This window comes from Priestia sp. J2 (genome assembly GCF_020790095.1).
In the GTDB taxonomy this organism is placed as follows: domain Bacteria; phylum Bacillota; class Bacilli; order Bacillales; family Bacillaceae_H; genus Priestia; species Priestia zanthoxyli.
Map to the genome: position 1 here is coordinate 3,504,122 of NZ_CP086208.1, position 17,290 is coordinate 3,521,411.

The 17,290-nt window shown below is 36.0% G+C and carries 18 protein-coding genes and 1 pseudogene; 3 read left to right on the plus strand and 16 right to left on the minus strand.

Annotation, left to right across the window (positions count from 1 at the left end; all coding sequences use genetic code 11):
* Nucleotides 1-254 precede the first annotated feature (254 nt).
* The gene (gene lepB, locus LJY09_RS18130; RefSeq protein WP_028414835.1) at nt 255-809 is read left to right on the plus strand and encodes a signal peptidase I; all 555 of its coding nucleotides are present in this window, start codon (nt 255-257) and stop codon (nt 807-809) included.
* A gap of 85 nt (nt 810-894) precedes the next feature.
* Here the strand turns inward: lepB and LJY09_RS18135 are convergent.
* The 6 genes and pseudogenes from LJY09_RS18135 to LJY09_RS18160 all read right to left on the minus strand — a co-directional run.
* Nucleotides 895-1,047 (minus strand): annotated as a pseudogene (locus LJY09_RS18135) (carboxymuconolactone decarboxylase family protein); the annotation flags it as partial.
* Between the two features lie 167 nt (nt 1,048-1,214).
* Nucleotides 1,215-1,589, minus strand: a complete 375-nt coding sequence (locus LJY09_RS18140) for a hypothetical protein (RefSeq protein WP_155010458.1) — start codon at nt 1,587-1,589, stop codon at nt 1,215-1,217.
* A gap of 138 nt (nt 1,590-1,727) precedes the next feature.
* Complete coding sequence (locus LJY09_RS18145) at nt 1,728-2,822, minus strand: tetratricopeptide repeat protein (protein WP_186819754.1); 1,095 nt, start codon at nt 2,820-2,822, stop codon at nt 1,728-1,730.
* A gap of 478 nt (nt 2,823-3,300) precedes the next feature.
* Nucleotides 3,301-3,651: a DUF2178 domain-containing protein gene (locus tag LJY09_RS18150; RefSeq protein WP_014458864.1), complete on the minus strand. Its 351-nt coding sequence runs from the start codon at nt 3,649-3,651 to the stop codon at nt 3,301-3,303.
* A 1-nt stretch (nt 3,652) separates the two neighbouring features.
* The gene (locus LJY09_RS18155) at nt 3,653-3,880 is read right to left on the minus strand and encodes a helix-turn-helix transcriptional regulator (protein WP_028414839.1); all 228 of its coding nucleotides are present in this window, start codon (nt 3,878-3,880) and stop codon (nt 3,653-3,655) included.
* A 240-nt stretch (nt 3,881-4,120) separates the two neighbouring features.
* Nucleotides 4,121-4,705, minus strand: coding sequence for a DJ-1/PfpI family protein (locus LJY09_RS18160; RefSeq protein WP_028414840.1), 585 nt, complete (start codon nt 4,703-4,705; stop codon nt 4,121-4,123).
* Nucleotides 4,706-4,842: 137 nt separating this feature from the next.
* Here LJY09_RS18160 and LJY09_RS18165 point away from each other — a divergent pair, with 137 nt between their 5' ends.
* Nucleotides 4,843-5,286: an Lrp/AsnC family transcriptional regulator gene (locus tag LJY09_RS18165; protein ID WP_028414841.1), complete on the plus strand. Its 444-nt coding sequence runs from the start codon at nt 4,843-4,845 to the stop codon at nt 5,284-5,286.
* Nucleotides 5,287-5,419: 133 nt separating this feature from the next.
* The gene (locus LJY09_RS18170) at nt 5,420-6,319 is read left to right on the plus strand and encodes an alpha/beta hydrolase family protein (protein ID WP_028414842.1); all 900 of its coding nucleotides are present in this window, start codon (nt 5,420-5,422) and stop codon (nt 6,317-6,319) included.
* Nucleotides 6,320-6,552: 233 nt separating this feature from the next.
* Here LJY09_RS18170 and LJY09_RS18175 read toward each other — a convergent pair whose 3' ends face one another.
* The 10 genes from LJY09_RS18175 to LJY09_RS18220 form a co-directional block, all read right to left on the minus strand.
* Entirely contained in the window at nt 6,553-7,932 is a 1,380-nt protein-coding gene (locus LJY09_RS18175) for a PTS ascorbate transporter subunit IIC (RefSeq protein ID WP_028414843.1), read from the minus strand.
* 21 nt (nt 7,933-7,953) lie between these two features.
* The gene (locus LJY09_RS18180; RefSeq protein WP_028414844.1) at nt 7,954-8,235 is read right to left on the minus strand and encodes a PTS sugar transporter subunit IIB; all 282 of its coding nucleotides are present in this window, start codon (nt 8,233-8,235) and stop codon (nt 7,954-7,956) included.
* Nucleotides 8,235-10,277: a BglG family transcription antiterminator gene (locus LJY09_RS18185; RefSeq protein WP_155010461.1), complete on the minus strand. Its 2,043-nt coding sequence runs from the start codon at nt 10,275-10,277 to the stop codon at nt 8,235-8,237. The genes LJY09_RS18180 and LJY09_RS18185 overlap by 1 nt, the downstream gene beginning before the upstream one ends.
* 335 nt (nt 10,278-10,612) lie before the next feature.
* On the minus strand, nt 10,613-11,449 hold the full coding sequence (locus LJY09_RS18190; RefSeq protein WP_098999685.1) for an alpha/beta fold hydrolase: 837 nt from the start codon (nt 11,447-11,449) through the stop codon (nt 10,613-10,615).
* Nucleotides 11,450-11,485: 36 nt separating this feature from the next.
* On the minus strand, nt 11,486-12,577 hold the full coding sequence (locus tag LJY09_RS18195; RefSeq protein WP_228307373.1) for a low temperature requirement protein A: 1,092 nt from the start codon (nt 12,575-12,577) through the stop codon (nt 11,486-11,488).
* A gap of 256 nt (nt 12,578-12,833) precedes the next feature.
* On the minus strand, nt 12,834-13,478 hold the full coding sequence (ycaC, locus tag LJY09_RS18200) for an isochorismate family cysteine hydrolase YcaC (protein WP_098999684.1): 645 nt from the start codon (nt 13,476-13,478) through the stop codon (nt 12,834-12,836).
* A 172-nt stretch (nt 13,479-13,650) separates the two neighbouring features.
* Nucleotides 13,651-14,217: an NADPH-dependent FMN reductase gene (locus LJY09_RS18205; protein WP_028414849.1), complete on the minus strand. Its 567-nt coding sequence runs from the start codon at nt 14,215-14,217 to the stop codon at nt 13,651-13,653.
* 155 nt (nt 14,218-14,372) lie between these two features.
* Nucleotides 14,373-15,311, minus strand: a complete 939-nt coding sequence (locus LJY09_RS18210; RefSeq protein WP_098112473.1) for a ring-cleaving dioxygenase — start codon at nt 15,309-15,311, stop codon at nt 14,373-14,375.
* Nucleotides 15,312-15,453: 142 nt separating this feature from the next.
* On the minus strand, nt 15,454-15,852 hold the full coding sequence (locus LJY09_RS18215; RefSeq protein ID WP_028414851.1) for a DoxX family protein: 399 nt from the start codon (nt 15,850-15,852) through the stop codon (nt 15,454-15,456).
* Nucleotides 15,853-16,200: 348 nt separating this feature from the next.
* Nucleotides 16,201-17,241, minus strand: coding sequence for an FUSC family protein (locus tag LJY09_RS18220; RefSeq protein ID WP_098999683.1), 1,041 nt, complete (start codon nt 17,239-17,241; stop codon nt 16,201-16,203).
* Nucleotides 17,242-17,290 lie beyond the last annotated feature (49 nt).

A 17,290-nucleotide genomic window follows, 5' to 3' on the forward strand; every position in this document is an offset into this window, starting at 1 on the left:
CGAGGAGTGGTTTAGAGATTTATATAAGGTTCCATCTTATAACACTATCATTTGGAAAGATAATAAAATAAAAAAGATTCTTTTAGATCCCCAAAAAGTAAAGATAATAAAGCAGGATCAAAATCATGCAATGAAGTTTATTGAACTTGTTAAAAAATCATCTAAGTAAACCTTTAATTGTTAAATTAAAGGTTTATTTCTATATATTGTGTTATACTCTTAAACATGTATTACGGTTGTAGAGGAGTTTTAAATTGAAACAGAAAGAGATTTTTTCGTGGATCAAATCCATCATTATTGCTTGTATCCTGGCTTTTGTGGTGAGAGAGTACATATTTACGCCTATAGTAGTAGACGGCGAATCGATGATGCCTACTTTAAAAGATAGTGAACATATTATTCTTAATGAAATGGGTAAAAATAACCCAGATAATATAAAAAGATTTGATATTATCGTTTTTCACGCTACAAAGGAAAAAGACTATATTAAAAGAGTAATTGGTTTACCGGGTGATCATATAGAATATCGCAATGACACGCTATATATAAACGGAAAAAAATATGAAGAGCCTTATTTGGATCAATACAAAAAAGAAATAGTAACAGGCCCGTTAACTGAGGATTTTAAACTTGAGGATTTTACAGGCAGCAAAACAGTTCCAGAAGGTCAATTGTTTGTCATGGGAGATAATAGAATGTATAGCTTAGATAGCAGATCACCTCAAGTAGGAACAATCTCCGTAGACAAAATCGTAGGAAAAGCAAAATTAGCTTATTGGCCTTTAAAAGAATTTCAATGGATTAAATAAAGTCTTTAAAAGCTCCCTTATTAAAGGGAGCTTTTTCTATTAAATACAAACTAAAAAATAACGATATTTATGTGCTTTACCTTTATTATTTCTCCGCTACTATATTCAGTACTGCAGCTGCTTTTGGCCACCCCACGTAAAAAGCCATATGAGTTATTAGTGCAATAATTTCTTTTTCAGTCATTCCATTCTTTTTTGCCAGCTGCAGATGAAAAGGCATTTGTTCAGTGTTGCCAATACGATTGAAATAGCTTTTTTATGCTCTTATTTCCATCACCCCATCCTTTCTGTTGCTATACTGGGTTTAATCTAGTCCTCTAAAAGAAGTAGTAAGTTCTTGATTAGTAGGATAAAGATAAACATAATACTATTAGATTTCCGATACGAAGCATTTACAACCATCTGTCAGCTTTCTTTAAAGGAGAATAAATCAAAAAAAGTTAAGCTAAGAGCCATAGCAAAAGGTATACTAAGATCATACATATCGATTTGGGATGATCGAAACATATAGTTAAAGATATAGATAGCAGCACTAAAGGAAATGAACAGCCCAACAAACTTCAATAGTCGCTTTCTTAGTTCAAACCATTTTACTTTTTTGATGTTCCTAATTAACAGAATCGTCCAATAAAACAATATCATGATAATAAATATAACGTATACTACTATAAATCCAAATGAAAATGAATTATCAATACCCATGTATGTAATAAAATATATAATAACTGTACTTAGCACGCACAGCGTACAAATGATAGATGTAACAGTGCTTTGTTTCATTATACCCCCTCCTCCTTCCATCCTTCATCTTACTATCCCGTTTTTTAAAAAACTCATTTCCCTTTTGAAACGATTATCTAACATTCTACAAAGTTTGCAACAAATTTTGTGTATTCATCCTAAAAGAGTTGTAGCATCCTATATAGAAAAATAGCTAGGATTTACATCTGTATGTCTAAAGCAGCCATATAAATAACAGCGAGTTTCCAATGTAGGTTCATACTTTACAATAGGCGCTTTTCCCCAATACACTTCTTTAACCGTATTTTTAATGAAAGCAATCTCTTCTTTTGTCACTTCTTTGTATTCTACTTTAAACTCTTCTTCCTCATCTGGATCTTGAAGAACTTCTTGCATTTCTTTTTCTTTTCTTTGGATAGTCTTAGAAGCAAATTCTTCAATTTGTTTTGTTTTTGAAAGCTTCCATAACGAATGAAAATAAGTCGGAAAGAACTCTTCTGAATAAAATTCCCAATCTAACTTGCAGTAGATATTAACAACCTCTTCATAATCCTCCAGAATATAATAGATCTCTGCTATATCAGCTTCTAAATCTTCTCCTTCTTTTTTACTCAGCAGCAGCAGCTCTTTTACAGCTTCTTTTGCTTCTGATTCCCTTCCCAAATGCGCTAGACAAATTCCATAGCTAAGGAATGGAAATAAACTATCGTTGTTAGAAGATCGCAGTAAGTGCGCTTTACGAAAACATTCCGCTGCTTCAGATAACCTTCCTTTTTTGTAGTAGCATAACCCAAGATTATTTAGATTTTCTAGTGAAGGAGTTAAAGTGATGGCTTCTTCTAATATACCAATTGCTTCTTCATACTTTTCTTTTTTAATATATATTTCACCCATTACGTTATAGGGAAAATGATGCCTTGGTTTGTGCTTCAATATATCTTCTACTATAGTAAATGCTTCTTTATCCGCGATTTCCCATATATAAGACATTTCTTCCTCTTCCACATCTTCTTCAACACTTCTTGATTCCATGTCTTCTACAATTGGTTTGCCTTCTGCAAAATAAAAATAGCCTAAATTATAAAGAGTTTGGATGGAAGGTTTTAGTTCAGCAGCAGCTTGCAGTTGAAAAAAAGCATCTTCATACTGATTTATTTCCATAAAAACGATCGCTAGCTCATTTCTTAGCTGTACGTTGTTTGGGTCTGCTTCCACTTGCTTCTGCATGTGAAGCGCGATCTTTTCAAAATCTATTTCATCATACTTGTTCATAGTCATACTCCTTTTAAATAAAAAACGTAAAAGCCGCCTCGGTTTGTCAGATAAGGCAGCTTTCACGAGAAATTTAATATAGAATCTGTTTTACTATGAATTATAGTATACTTTTCCGGTAAACACTATATTTTCCTGTAGAGACACACTCGTCTAGGTAGAGAATATAGTTAACTATAAATTTAATGATAAATATGATTTAGTTATTGATCATCATCTATTTCATTTTATAAAGCGTAACCGATGGTCTACTATAATTGAATGTCTGAAATGTTGAGCACTAAAGAAAGAGAATGAATGATGGTTGGTCTATAGAAATGTATCAATCTTATTCGTTTAAAGACGACCATAAAAATAAGAGTAGGATTGTCATGAAGTTAATAAGGTTGTTGTAAGAAAATTATAGTTAAAACACTAAAGCCAAAGAAATGTATAGCCTTCTATGGCTTTTTTACTGCTGGCAAATCTGCGTCATTCTCTAGTTTAAAAAATCCCTTTTATATCGAACAGCAAGATATATACCTGAAGCAATGAATGCAATGGAATACTTAAATAAGAAGAAAATTTGCCACATATATTCTTTTGGAAAAATCAAGTCGCACAAAATGACTCCATACAGTACAACGAGGGCACTTTTTAAACCGATTTGACTTGTTCTTTCGTCAGACACACTCATGCCCATTTTCTTTTGAAAAACATATATTAAAACTGCTCCTACTATAAGCGATATAAATCCAATACAAATAAGCATATTCCAGTTACTATTTGATTGTTCTGTCCAAGTTCTCAAAGGAGTAAAAATGGCATTTTCTATTTTGTCAGTTATCATTTTAATCCCTTCCTTTCACATAACTAAAAATATCGTTAACATCTACGTTAAAGAAATCAGCTATTCGAAAAGCTAAAACAAGAGAAGGCGAATAATTATTCTTCTCCATCACATATATAGTTTGTTTAGATACTCCAACTGCGTCAGCCAATTCTTTTTGAGACATCCTGTTTAAAACTCGGTGCTCATACACTTTATTTTCAACGTAGTCACCATTTTTTTCTTTCAATGTAATCACCTTCCTTTTTTTGACTACAACTATATAATACAACAAACTTTGATAAAGGTAAAGTAAACTTATACAAAAGATAAATATTATTATACAAATTAGGGAAATAAAAAGAGTTAGACTCTTAGCGAGGAGTCTAACTCTTTTTCTATTTCAACATCAAAAAATAAAGTACTCATTTCCTTTTACTGTTTAAAAACGGTTCATTTTCGTTTCTTCGCTAAAAACAATATTTGTTGATTAGTTAAATCCCATTAAGTTTTTCACCTGTTGAACATTCTCTAAAGAAGTTAATTTCTCTAATAGTAAAAAGGCCACATCAAACCCGGTGCTGGGGTTTGAGGAAGTAATTATATTGTGGTCTACGACAATATAATCATCTTGAACAAGTACACCAAATTCTTTTAACTGTGCCCTTCTTATACTTTTAGGGTGATTATAGGTAGTAGCTTTTTTCCCTTCAAGAATTCCACTTTTTCCAAGTGAAAGAGCGGCAACACAGACACTGGCTATAGGTTTTCCTGCTGAGTGAAATTCTCGAATAACCTGCAAGAATCTCTCATCGTAAGCATCTTCGTAAAAATTTGCTTCTTCAAAGCCACCTGGTATAGCAAGCGCATCAAATTCTTTTACATTAATATCTGATACTAGCATTTCTGGAATTACAGTAAAGTTCCATGCACATGTTAGTTTTGGATGTAAGCCCGCTGTTATTAGTTCAGTCGTGCCGTCTCCCTCAAATTTATTCCATCCAAACACATCTGTAAAAACGCTTGCTTCTACAGCTTCAAATCCATTTGCTAAAAGTAATAATATTTTCTTCATAGAATCATCTCCTTTCAGTAAATTTTATGAAATATTCATGCAATGTTATATACAAATAATTAGGTTATTTCTAAAGATATCTTTACTAAATTAGGTAATTACTTGATAATAATTAATAAAAAAAGGTTGACGATAAAATGGACGTAATAGATAGAAAAATACTTCATGAACTGCAGCCAAATGATAAGATTTCAATGAAAGAATTAGCTCAAAAAGTTTACTTATCTTCTCCTTCTACCATTGAACGAGTGAGAAGGTTAGAGGAAAACGGGATTATAAAAGGCTATAAAACAATTGTTGATGCAGAAAAATTGAATAGAAACATAACTGCGTTTGTTTTATTTGAAACGACAAAATGTAAGGATCTTGCCGCGTTTTGTAGCGTTCATCCTGATGTAATGGAATGTTATCGTGTGGCAGGAAAAATAAGTTACATAGCAAAAATATGTACAGAGTCCGTACATACTTTAGAAGAATTTATTGATAAAGCTATGGAGTTTGGTACACCTTCAACAAACATCGTTTTATCATCACATACGAATATGGAACTTAAATTATCTCAAGATACTAGCAGTGGATAACTTTAAAAAAGCATGTTTATATATTTGTTAGTTAACAGTATCCAAATTGATTTTCCAAGAGAGCTAAATCAATCAAATTTCATATATGAGCCTGTTATAATAGGGATCTTTAAAAACAAGGAGGAGGATATACGTGCAAATAAAAAAAGATGAAAGACAGTCATTTTATGCCGGATGTCAATTCGTAGATATAGAAGATCAAGGAAATGAACACGGCTTTCCTTTACTTATCATGTATCCTACATATAAAGAAGAACAAGTTGAAAAGATGGGACCTTACACGATAAGTGCTGCGCAAGATGCTCCACTTTCAGACGGATTATTTCCTTTAGTCATTCTTTCCCATGGAGATGGAAGCACGCCTCTTGCTTATCGAACCATTGCTCAATTTTTAGCACGTAATGGTTTTATTGTAGGGGTACCTCAGCATCCATTTAATAATCGAGAGAATAATACGCTATCTGGAACAATAGATAACCTAAAAAATCGACCTACTCATATACGTACTGTAATCGATTGGTTTTTAAAAGAAAATTCCTTTTCTCCATCCATTCATTCAAATAATATTTCTCTTATTGGCCATTCAATGGGAGGATATACGGCTCTTGCCGTAGCAGGTGGAGTTCCCACTTCTTTTCCTTCTGAATCTCCTGATCAAAAGCCTTATTGTTTATCTGTTGATCATGATAAGCGGGTTCAATCACTTATTCTTTTAGCGCCAGCCGCCGGATGGTTCAGAGAAAGAGGAGCTCTTGAAGACGTGAATATACCTATTTTAATGATTACAGGAGAAAAGGATACGATTACTCCTTCTTTTCACGGGGAATTTGTGTTAAATGGGGTTTCTGATGAGGAAAAAGTTCAGCATATCGTTGTAGAAAATGGAGGACATTTTTCATTTCTCAGTCCATTTCCGGACTTTATGAAATCTCCTACCTTCCTCCCTTCTCAGGATCCGGAAGGCTTTAATCGCAAAGAGTTTCATGAGGACCTGCAAAACACTATATTGGACTTTTTATTACATTCTTTTTAATAGATTAGTCACTTGTACCACCTTTTCTTTTGAAGCAATTATATCTAGAAAAGAGCAGTTAAAATCCCTTAGAAACTGATGAGCTTCTAAGGGATTTTATTTGTAACCTTATGCTTACGAATCAGATGCGTCACCCTAAAGAATCCTTGAAGCGGTCAGAATGCCTTTGTTAATTGCATGAACTGATAATGAATGGATTGACGATACTACTTCAAGCTCTTGTCTATCATTTTTTATTTCTCAACTTTTTTGTAAGGCACTGCATGACTTTCTTGCTTGCGTATACTGGCCAAGATCATTATCAGTAACACTAAACCAATACCAACCATAATGGTAGTTTTTCCACCGAAATGAGCTAGCCCACTCAAGAATAGTCCCACTATACCGAAGTCTGAATCTGAAAATGTAGCATTTGATAGACCCAAATCTCCCAACACGGGTATTAATAGAATTGGCATGAAACTGATTAAAAGGCCGTTCACAAATGAGCCTAAAATCGCACCGCGTACACCACCCATTGCATTTCCAAACACCCCTGCAGCTGCACCCGTAAAGAAGTGAGGTACTACACCTGGTAAAATAATGATTCCTCCTGATAAAACTAGTATTAACATACTAACAATGCCGCCTAAAAAACTTGAAAAGAAACCAATTAATACAGCATTTGGTGCATAAGTATATATAATTGGAACATCTAATGCTGGCTTTGAATTTGGCACAATTTTAGAAGATATTCCTTTAAATGCTGGTACAATTTCAGCTAATACCAATCGTACACCAGCTAAAATGACGAAAACGCCGGCAGAAAACATTCCTGCTTGAAGTACCGCAAATAAAATATAGTTTTTTCCGTCACTTAATTTACCTTCGACATAACCAGGCCCCGCAAAAAGAGCGACAATAACGTAGAAAATCGCCATAGTTAATGCAATACTAACCGTACTGTCTCGTAAGAAGCCGAGACCTTTTGGAAAGTTAATTTTTTCTGTTGATACAATCTCTTTCTTTCCCTTTACAGCCATCCCCACGAGACCACCAACTGCAAAACCAACTGCTCCAGAATGTCCTAATGCCACATTATCATTACCTGTTAGTTTACGGATAAAAGGCTGAACGAGGGCTGGAGAAAGCGTCATGAAAATTCCCACCGTTAAAGCACCAAAGAGAATTAATGAAAACGATGTAAAACCACTTACGGATAAAATGATGGCAATCATACATGACATGTACAAAGTGATATGTCCTGTCAGAAAAATATATTTAAATCGTGTAAAACGAGCAATCAGCAGGTTTACAATCATACCAAAAAACATAATTAATGCGGTCGAAGAACCATATTTACTCAGTGCAATCGCAACGATGGCTTCATTATTTGGAACGACACCGTTTACGTTAAATGCTGCTTTGAACATTTCTCCAAATGGAGCAAGGGCTTGCTGAAGAATCCCTGCACCTGCTGTAATAACCAGGAACCCAACAAACGTTTTTGTTGTTCCTTTTAGTGTATCTGAAAGATTTTTCTTTTGTGCAAGTAGACCTACTAGAGCAATTATGGCTACTAAAACTGAGGGTTCACTCAGAACGTTAACTAATACATTTAACACCTGATTCATCGCTATCACCTCTCAATTTCTTTACAGTAGATTTTTTTCTTGCAGAACCCCTGTTAATTTAGCGCGTAATTCTTCTAAATCAATAATATTATCCAAAATTACGACGTTTCCTAAGCTTGCCCCGCCCTCTGCAATATCTTTTGCAAGAAAGAACACGTCTGCATCCTCTGGTGTTGCAGAACCTAAATCAGAATGATTTACTTCTACGCCGCTTACTCCCATCTCATTCAACAACTGTTGAATATTCATTTCCACCATAAAACTTGTTCCTAATCCTGATCCACATACTGTTAAAATTTTCATTATTCATCTTCTCCTTTTTTTCGCATCATAGCTATAATTTCAGCTGAGGTTTCAGCTTCTTTTAAACGTTTTAATGAGTCTTCATTTACTAAAAATGAGGTCAATTCTGCCAGCGCTTTTAAATGTAATTTGTTATCAATGGCTGCTAGACAAATAAACAAGTCAATTGCATGTTCTTCTTGGTTCAGTAACAAAACTGGTTTCTTCATTCGTAGAAGGGACATACCAAGCTCTTGTACACCTTGTTCTGGCCGGGCATGAGGAATAGCAATTCCTTTCCCTATATGAATAAAAGCTCCCATTTCTAAAACTCTATCAATCATTGCTTGAGTATAGGCTGAGGTAATATAATGCTGTTCCTCCAAAGGTTTTGCTGCCAATTGGATTGCTTCTTCCCACTCTAGAGAATCGTCAGAGAATTGAATCTTATCCTCTGTTAAAAGTTCAGAAAGCATAGGGGCGTAACTCCTTTCACGTGTATGGCTTTGTCTTAAATGTTTCGTTAAATCTTCATAAAGCGCTTTTTCATTTTTAATAGTTGCATATTTTCGTATGGTCGCCATTAACTTATCCATTGGGATAGTCGATTGAACCGGCAAATTGAAATCAGCTGCCACGGCCTGCTGCAAATAGTTTTCCTCTAGCGCTGTTAATAGTGGACGTGTTAAATAAACAGGCTTGGATGATTCCAAATAAATAGTTGAAAAAATCATATCGTAACTGTCTGGTGACAGTTTTTCGATTTCTGCAGCCGAATATGATTCTGTAAAATGCAATTTTGGAAACAGTTGTCGTAATTGCGTTCGTAGCATCATAGAGGAACTAATCCCGTTTGGGCAAACGATTGTGGCTTTATACACTTTAGGTTTAGCCTCCAGTTTTCGAACATGCCCACCGAATAAAATCGTAAAATACCCTATCTCTTCATCTGAAATACATTTTCCCGTATATTCAGAAAGCGGCTTCAACGCCTGTTTAACAAATTCAAAGAGTACACCGTGCTCTGTTTTAATTGTGTCAATCAACGGATTTGATAATGGCACTTCACAGATGATTCTAAAATAGGCTGGTACCAAATGTTTATATAAGAGCGATTTTAAAATATGCCTTTCCTTAAATGGTACTAATATTAAGCGCTCTACTTCTGAAATAATAGTACTCGATACAAGGTCAAGCTTTTCATCAATATGGAGCTCGTCTATATTCTGCATAGCAGATAACAATTGAACCGTTAGATAGATAACCTCTGCTTCAGCCACTTCATCAAATAAATAAGCTGATAGCTCTTCCCCCATTTTTAGTAAGGGCTGTTCTTTCATTAATTTAATTTGCTTGATTGGTAGAATCAGTTTATGATGCCCAGACCTGCACTGTAGAAATAAGAGTTCATAAACTAGCTGATCTAGCCGGTTACTAACAAAATCAATCCGATATTTTTTAGCTAAATCATTTACGTTCTCTCTAATTACTGAACCCGTATTTTCATAATTCCAACTATTAAGAACCTGCTTCATCCCTGAAATGCCCATTGGCAATTGCAAAAGTGTTCCAATACAAATAGTTGCAAATCGACGCTTAAGCCTCTCTTCTCCCTCTAGATGAAAGCCATCTGTCCGGTTATAAGATAACTGAATGCCTTCTTTCTCACAATACGAACGAAGCTTTTTAATATCCGCTAGTGCTGTATTCCTGCTTACCTGCAGAAAAGACTGATAATGTATATTTGCTATCGGCTCTTTTCTTATATACGTGTATAAATAAATTAAGTATATCCGCTCAGTCTCTTGAAAAACTGACTGCTGACGGTTAAGCGATGTTCCTTCTAGTTTCCAATAATTTTTAATTCTTTCATCAACCTTAAATTCTATATCAATCACTTGAATTTTCGGTAAATCTAAATTGCTTAATGCATTGTTCAACTTATCAAGCGTATAGGCAAATTGTCGAGGTGATAAATTTATTTGAAGTCTCAACTCCGGAATTGATAACTTCGGGTAATTAATCATCTGCTCAAGCAGCTGCAATGATTTATGATCAAACATCTTATTATCCTCCTCATGTTTATTATAAAATAGAAGTGTTAGCGATTACATAACTGTTCAATCCAATCTTTGTTGTCATTTTAGAATAGCTGTTGGACTGAAGGTTATATTTCCCATTTAAAAGTTTAACATAAGCTCTCGCACCACAGAATGGCAAACGTTTATTATTTGATTTTTATCTTTTAAAGCTATAGTAAAGCAATTTAAATGTCCTCCCTTACTATAAAGCTTTTCTACCGGCGTAAAAAAACAAAAAAGAAGTGACCCTTTGGTCACTTCTTCTGTTCATTAACTATTTTCCGAGCTGTTTTTACTTATCAAACATTCACTTATATTCAGTCTCTTAAAAACGAAAGCAGCGCTTCGTTAAATTCGTGTGCATGCGTTGCATTTAAGCCGTGAGGACCGCCTTTTATTAAAGCTAATTTCGAATCAGAAATGGCTTCATGCGTTCGCTTTCCGCTATATTCAAATGGAACGATCTCGTCTGCATCACCGTGAATAATAAGAGTCGGTATTGTAAACTTAGCTAAATCGTCTCTGAAATCCGTTTTGCTGAAAGCAGCTATACAGTCTAATGTTCCTTTAGGCGATGCAGCAGCTGCAATATCCCGGTTGTACAGTCGAAATGGTTCGCTGACTAAGCCCTTTCCGTCTTTAGCTCCAAAAAATGTTTTTGTAAAATCATCAAGAAAAGCTAAACGATCATTTTTTACGCCGTTTTCAAATTCTTGGATTCCTGCATCATCCAATGCTCCTTCAGGATGATCCTCTGACTTGTAAAGAAATGGTGGTACGGCTCCTGCAAATACGGCTTTTTCTACTCTATCTGTGCCGTATGTTCCTACATAACGGGCTACTTCTCCGCCACCCATTGAAAACCCAACTAGTGTCACATTTTTTAAATCCAAATGTTCTAGCAGCTGATGTAGATCAGCAGCAAATGTATCATAATCGTATCCGTCCCATGGCTGAGAAGACTTGCCGAATCCTCGGCGGTCATACGTGATGACTCTGTGTCCAGCCTCAATAAGAGCCGGAACTTGATATTCCCAAGACCGTCCGCTTAGTGGCCAGCCATGGATTAAGACGACCGGCTTTCCTGTCCCGTGATCCTCGTAGTATAGTTCAATAGGTGCTTCATTTTCTGTTCCTACCGTAATTTTTGCCATTTCGCTACCTCCATTATATAGTCATTCTTTATTTGGTTAAGTGGTCGTAAACCTAGCGTAGATTATAAAAAAGATCGCTAATTCTCCTATGACGACAGTGCTGGGAACAATAAGTATTAAGTTAACAATAAAAAATACCGCTAAAATTCCTAAAAACATTCCCAAGTGATACACTTTCAAACGATGTTGTTCAAATCTATATTGGTGAAAAACAAGAGTGGTTGCCATGAAATAAAGCAGCACGGATCCGAATACAAAATATAAGCTGAATGTGTACTGAACTTCATGTAAAAACATGAGCTTAATCGATGCTGCAATCATGCTTAGAGACATGAGGATAAGTAAGTGTCCGTAAATAATCGTTTGTCCGGCTCTTTGAATAGACTTGTTTACTTTCTTTTCTACATTCTCAAAGTACTGCCACCACATGGCAATAATCAGGACAAATGAAATAACCGAAAATAAAATGGCATTCCAGTCCCCTTTTTGTGGCTGTATCACAGCAAGAATGCTGACAACGGATTCTCCGAACAGGATTAATGTTAACAAAGCAAAACGCTCTAATAAATGAGCGGTGTTGGTCGGTAATTTTGCCAGTCTATTATGCCCTAAAACAGGTAAAATCATATCAACTGCAATTCCCGTATACAACACGGCGTAGCGAATCCACGAATCAAAAAGAAGCGAAAGAAGTGAGATGAAAATCCCAATTCCAAAGCATGTGCCTAAAAACACAGCAACTTTTTTTCGTTCATCTCGTTCAAATTTTTGAACAATAAGATACTGAAGAGCGGTTAACGCTCTTAGTCCAATATAGCCAATCAAAAAAGATACGTAATATTGATCAAAATCTACGGACAGGCTTGAGATCATGATAAGAACAAACAGCATTTGAAGAATCATAAAGATGCGCTGATGCAAAAAATCTTGTCCAAACCGATTGATAAACATCGTTTGTCCGGTCCACGCCCACCATATAGGAATAAAGATTAGTACAAACTTTAACAAATACTCTCCATGAATATACCCTTGTTCAACGTGAAGCAAAACATGCGTAGCAGTAGCAACGGCTGCCACAAATAACAAATCATAAAAAAGCTCCAGCCACGTAACTTTTTTTTCTTCCACTACTCCGCATCCCTTCCTATCATTTACCAGGCTGTCGTGAATGTACTTTATTTTATATATAAGAGACGCATACTTCATGAAAGGCAGCTTAGTAAAAGATAGGTGAGCCAACGGTTCATTAGTCGGCTCACCTATCTAACAATTACTTTTATGTTGTTACATTTTCTCCGTCACATAAATGATCCATAGATGCCATTCTACTTTCGTGTCTTATATGTAAAGAGAACGACCGATGCCAAACTTAAGCTCCGCTACGTTAGACACTCTGCTTGCTGAAATCGCGCTGAGCTCCTCTATAGCTGCCCATCAAGTTTTGATAACCAGGAAGATGACTAGAAATTAAATTGCCAAAACCTTCAACGTCGTTGCGCCAGTCACGCTGCAGCTCGCACGCTACGCTAAACCAGTTCATAAGCTGCGCGCCGCCGTGAGCCATACGCGTTAATGCTGCATCTGCGACTTGCTTGTTGAACGTGCCGGAAGCATCTGTCACAACAAACACTTCGTAGCCTGCTTTAATGGCAGAAAGCGCAGGAAAAGCAACGCAGACGTCTGTCACTACACCCGCGATAATCAGCTGTTTTTTGCCTGTCGCTTTAATGGCTTTAACAAAGTCTTCATTGTCCCACGCGTTAATTTGTCCAGGACGAGCTATTTTTGGCGCGTCAGGAAACAAATCAACGAGTTCCCCCATTAGCGGGCCGTTGGGTCCATTTTCAAAGCTAGTTGTTAAAATAACCGGTAAATCAAAGAATTTAGCCGTATCACCAAGAGCCAATACGTTGTTTTTAAATTCATCAACACCATAATCACGTACAAGGCCGGAAATAAGACCCGTTTGGTGGTCAACTAAAAGCACGGCAGCATCATCTTTTGAAAGGCGAGAGTAAAGATCAGACATTTTATCATCCTCCTTAAATTAAGGCAAGTAAGGACACGTACCTTTTCCGTTCCTTACAAGCGGTCTATCATTTGAACGGTTTTTTGGATTTCATTTATGATCTGTTGAGTAAAACATCTATAGAAAGAAAAGCTATTTCTGAGGTGAAGGTTCGTGAGGTGTGTTCTCTTTCTTAATCTAGAACAGGAACAGGCGCTTGATCAATCCAATGAATGAACTGCTGTAAGTAGCGCTGAAGATAGCGTTTCGTTGACTCATCAGTTAGTACCTTTTGTTGAGCATCAACTTTTTCATGAACTTGCGAAATCAGCATTTTTTGAAATGGTAAAACATGAACTTGCATAGCTTCCAGTACTTCTCTCGTTTGTTTTTGAGCAAAAGCGGTACCGAAGCCTCCTGGAGTTGCTCCAATGAGACCAACTGGTTTTCTGTTTAAAACAGAAGAAGTCCGAGGTCTTGATGCCCAGTCCAAAGCATTTTTTAATACCCCTGTAATTCCGGAATTGTACTCTGGACTTACAATGATAACACCGTCAACATCTTGAATCGCAGCTCTAAAGGATGCGACAGATTCTGGTGATCCGTCAGCTTCTAAGTCTTCATTAAAAAAAGGCAGGCTGCTTATTTCGATCCAGCGATATTGAGCTGAGTCATCTAATGTAGTCAATGACTCAGCAATCATTCGGTTATACGAATTCTTTCGTAAACTTCCACAAATAAGACCAATGGTTTTTGTCATCTATTCACCTCCTCACTTGGAATTAATTTCATATTACCATGGTGTTTCAAATATAGATATTAGTTTTATATATAGATAAATTAATTCCTTCTTTGTACCTAATTTAGGGTTAAACTAGCGTTTTACCATTACTAAAGGAATTATTTTAGTAAAATTCAGTCTAATTCTCTCACTTCAAAAGGAATCAAAGCTCTTTCAATTTGATCTCGATGGGTTTCGTACTGTTCAGGAAGCATGAGCTTTTCTCCCATTGTTTCAAGTGACTCATCATGTGCAAAGCCTGGAGGGTCTGTTGCAATTTCAAATAGAATGTCTCCGTGTTCTTTAAAGTAAATCGCATTAAAGTAATTTCGATCTCGGACAGCCGTCACTCCGTATCCGCTATCGGCTACGTATTTCTGCCATTCTAATTGATCTTCATCATCTTTTGCTCGCCATGCAATATGGTGAACCGTTCCAACGCCCATTTGCCCGCGTCCAATAGTTGTTAATTTTAAATCGATCATATTTCCAATGTCAGCTGATGATTGAAACCGTATAAAATCTCCTTCTTGCCCTACTTTTTGTAGACCCATTACGTCTTCTAATAATTGAGCTGTTTCATCAGGTCGAACCGATAATAGCGTAGCGCCTCCGAATCCTTTAATAGCAACATCCGAATTAATTTCACCAGCTTGCCACGTATTCTTTTCACCTTCTTCTCTTTCCACAATCTCTAGATGCAAACCATGAGGATCGTCAAACTCTAAATACTGCTCTCCAAATCGCTCCATCTTTGCAGCTGGAACTCCAAACTTAGCTAATCGCTGTTCCCAAAAGCTCATCGCACCTTTTGGAACCACATAGGAAGTTACCCCAACTTGCCCGTCACCTATTTTTCCTTGTCGTGCATTTGCCCACGGAAAGAATGTGATAATCGTTCCAGGTTTTCCGCCTTCATTCCCAAAGTAAAGGTGATACGTTCCTGGATCATCAAAGTTTACTGTTTGTTTGACCAAACGTAATCCTAACACGCCCGCATAGAAATCAACATTTTCCTGAGGATGACCTACAATCGCCGTGATATGATGAATACCCGCTGTTTTTTTACTCATTACTACCATCTCCTTCGATACATTTTTCGTCATATGTTTCGTTATCCCTCTTAAAATTACAACTATTTATCGTAAATATCTCGAATTCGAGATATTAGTCAAAAAATAAAAGCACCTTTCTTATTCCAACCCATTCTCTCTTTTAAAAAATAAACGTATCGAGTGCGTAATAACCTGGTCCTGCAATTGCTACACCGATCGCTACAACTAAAAGCGTAAGGTTATATTCATACCCATTTTGTGTTGCCCAGTATCCATTTGGACCGTGTACTTTCACAATCGCCATGATCATTGTTCCGGCAATCAAAAGTGCTCCAAGCGGTGTAAGAAGTCCTGCAGCAAATAAAGCTCCACCTACTAGCTCTGATAAACCAGCCATTAAAGCCATTCTAACACCCGGCTTCATTCCGATGGATTCAAACCAGCCGCCCGTTCCTTTTAAGCCGTGACCGCCAAACCATCCAAATAACTTCTGAGTTCCATGAGCCATAAAAGATAATCCAATGACTAAACGTATTAACAATAAACCAATGCTCACCATTTTTTATTCCTCCTGTTTTTCATCACTTTAAAATCTTGAATTAAAATATCTTGAATTAAGGATAATTATAAAATCATATGCTCCTACTGTCAACATAAATTTTTATATTTTTTTGTAGCTAGTTGAAACACTTAGCGACGTATTAAAAACATATTCTAGATTTTATGTGGATATGAGCACTGGAGCGGAAAATATAAAAGCTAAATTGTATTATTTATTCAATAAAAAAAAGAAGTCACCCCTTGGTAACTTCTTTCCCTCTTCTACTGTGCATGTATAGTTCAATAACTGGATACTGAAGTTATCACCCCACTTATAAAAGGGATATCTGGATCACTTGAATTAGTATCATTTTGCTTTTAATTTATCAATTAATTTAAGCGTATCATTATATAGACTTAATTGATATCTCTGGGACTCTAGTTCAGGTGGGATACGGATTTGTAAAGGTATCGAAGAAAGATCGAGTACATCCAAAGATGATTTCTTTATAGAGTAATTTTCTACGTTTTTATTAGCTTGTTCTGTTATGTATTCTCCTAATACCTGTAGTTGAACAGCCCATTTTTGTCCATCAACTGTGGGTAGAGAATTCGTTTTGGACCAGTCGTTAAATGTAGTGAGTACACTCGAAATATAGGTATACCCATGCTTCAGTTGAAAAAGGAATTGTTCATTTTGTTTTAACTGCTGCTTTTTATTTCTGCCAAATGGGTTCAACCTTAAACTCTTTTCTGCTTTCCTTAATTCCTTTTCGACCTGGTGAAGTTCCTGAAGCAAGTTGGTTGTATCATCTATTAAATTTTCTCCTTCAACAAATGTACAGTTATTATTTACCCAGTAAGCCACCTTTTCAAATAATTGTCCAAGGTCTATTCCAAATTGAGTTAAAGTTCTACGAGCTTCTTTTACGTAATTTGGTGGAACAATTATGATATGAACAATAATAGCGACAAGAGCTCCTATGATCGTGTCTCTTATTCGATCAGAGACATAATAATTTGTTTTATGAACAAATACAAAAACTAATAAAATAGTAAGCGCAATTTGATGAATGATCGTCTTATGTAGCCTTAATACAACAGGAAGCACCATTCCCATTGTTAATAATAACCCTATCGTCCATCCGTTCACTTCTACATGTTTAATGATAAAAATCGTAGCAGCAATTCCAAAAAGAGTGCCGATAATTCGATAAAAAGCATACACAGCAGAATGCTGGATGGTTTCTTGAATAGAAAGAATCACAGTTAAAGGCGCCAAATAAGGATGCTTAGAGCCTAACATTTTTGCCAGTTCCCACGATACACCAGAAGCTATAGATATTTTGGCTATAAGTAGTAATCCTTTCATTAGTTCGAGCTTTTGCTTTCCCTTATTTATATCCATAAAAACTCCTTTATTTAAACACCTATGTATGTAAGTCGACTTACAGTCA

Excerpts from the sequence above, each read along its gene's own strand:
- LJY09_RS18215 (WP_028414851.1), bottom strand. The coding sequence starts at position 15,852 with ATGGTGAGCATTGGTTTATTGTTAATACGTTTAGTCATTGGATTATCT.
- LJY09_RS18160 (WP_028414840.1), bottom strand. The coding sequence starts at position 4,705 with ATGAAGAAAATATTATTACTTTTAGCAAATGGATTTGAAGCTGTAGAA.
- LJY09_RS18210 (WP_098112473.1), bottom strand. The coding sequence starts at position 15,311 with ATGAGTAAAAAAACAGCGGGTATTCATCATATCACGGCGATTGTAGGT.
- LJY09_RS18220 (WP_098999683.1), bottom strand. The coding sequence starts at position 17,241 with ATGGATATAAATAAGGGAAAGCAAAAGCTCGAACTAATGAAAGGATTA.
- LJY09_RS18180 (WP_028414844.1), bottom strand. The coding sequence starts at position 8,235 with ATGAAAATTTTAACAGTATGTGGATCAGGATTAGGAACAAGTTTTATG.
- LJY09_RS18165 (WP_028414841.1), top strand. The coding sequence starts at position 4,843 with ATGGACGTAATAGATAGAAAAATACTTCATGAACTGCAGCCAAATGAT.
- ycaC (WP_098999684.1), bottom strand. The coding sequence starts at position 13,478 with ATGTCTGATCTTTACTCTCGCCTTTCAAAAGATGATGCTGCCGTGCTT.
- LJY09_RS18190 (WP_098999685.1), bottom strand. The coding sequence starts at position 11,449 with ATGGCAAAAATTACGGTAGGAACAGAAAATGAAGCACCTATTGAACTA.
- LJY09_RS18205 (WP_028414849.1), bottom strand. The coding sequence starts at position 14,217 with ATGACAAAAACCATTGGTCTTATTTGTGGAAGTTTACGAAAGAATTCG.
- LJY09_RS18150 (WP_014458864.1), bottom strand. The coding sequence starts at position 3,651 with ATGATAACTGACAAAATAGAAAATGCCATTTTTACTCCTTTGAGAACT.
- LJY09_RS18185 (WP_155010461.1), bottom strand. The coding sequence starts at position 10,277 with ATGTTTGATCATAAATCATTGCAGCTGCTTGAGCAGATGATTAATTAC.
- LJY09_RS18145 (WP_186819754.1), bottom strand. The coding sequence starts at position 2,822 with ATGAACAAGTATGATGAAATAGATTTTGAAAAGATCGCGCTTCACATG.
- LJY09_RS18140 (WP_155010458.1), bottom strand. The coding sequence starts at position 1,589 with ATGAAACAAAGCACTGTTACATCTATCATTTGTACGCTGTGCGTGCTA.
- LJY09_RS18175 (WP_028414843.1), bottom strand. The coding sequence starts at position 7,932 with ATGAATCAGGTGTTAAATGTATTAGTTAACGTTCTGAGTGAACCCTCA.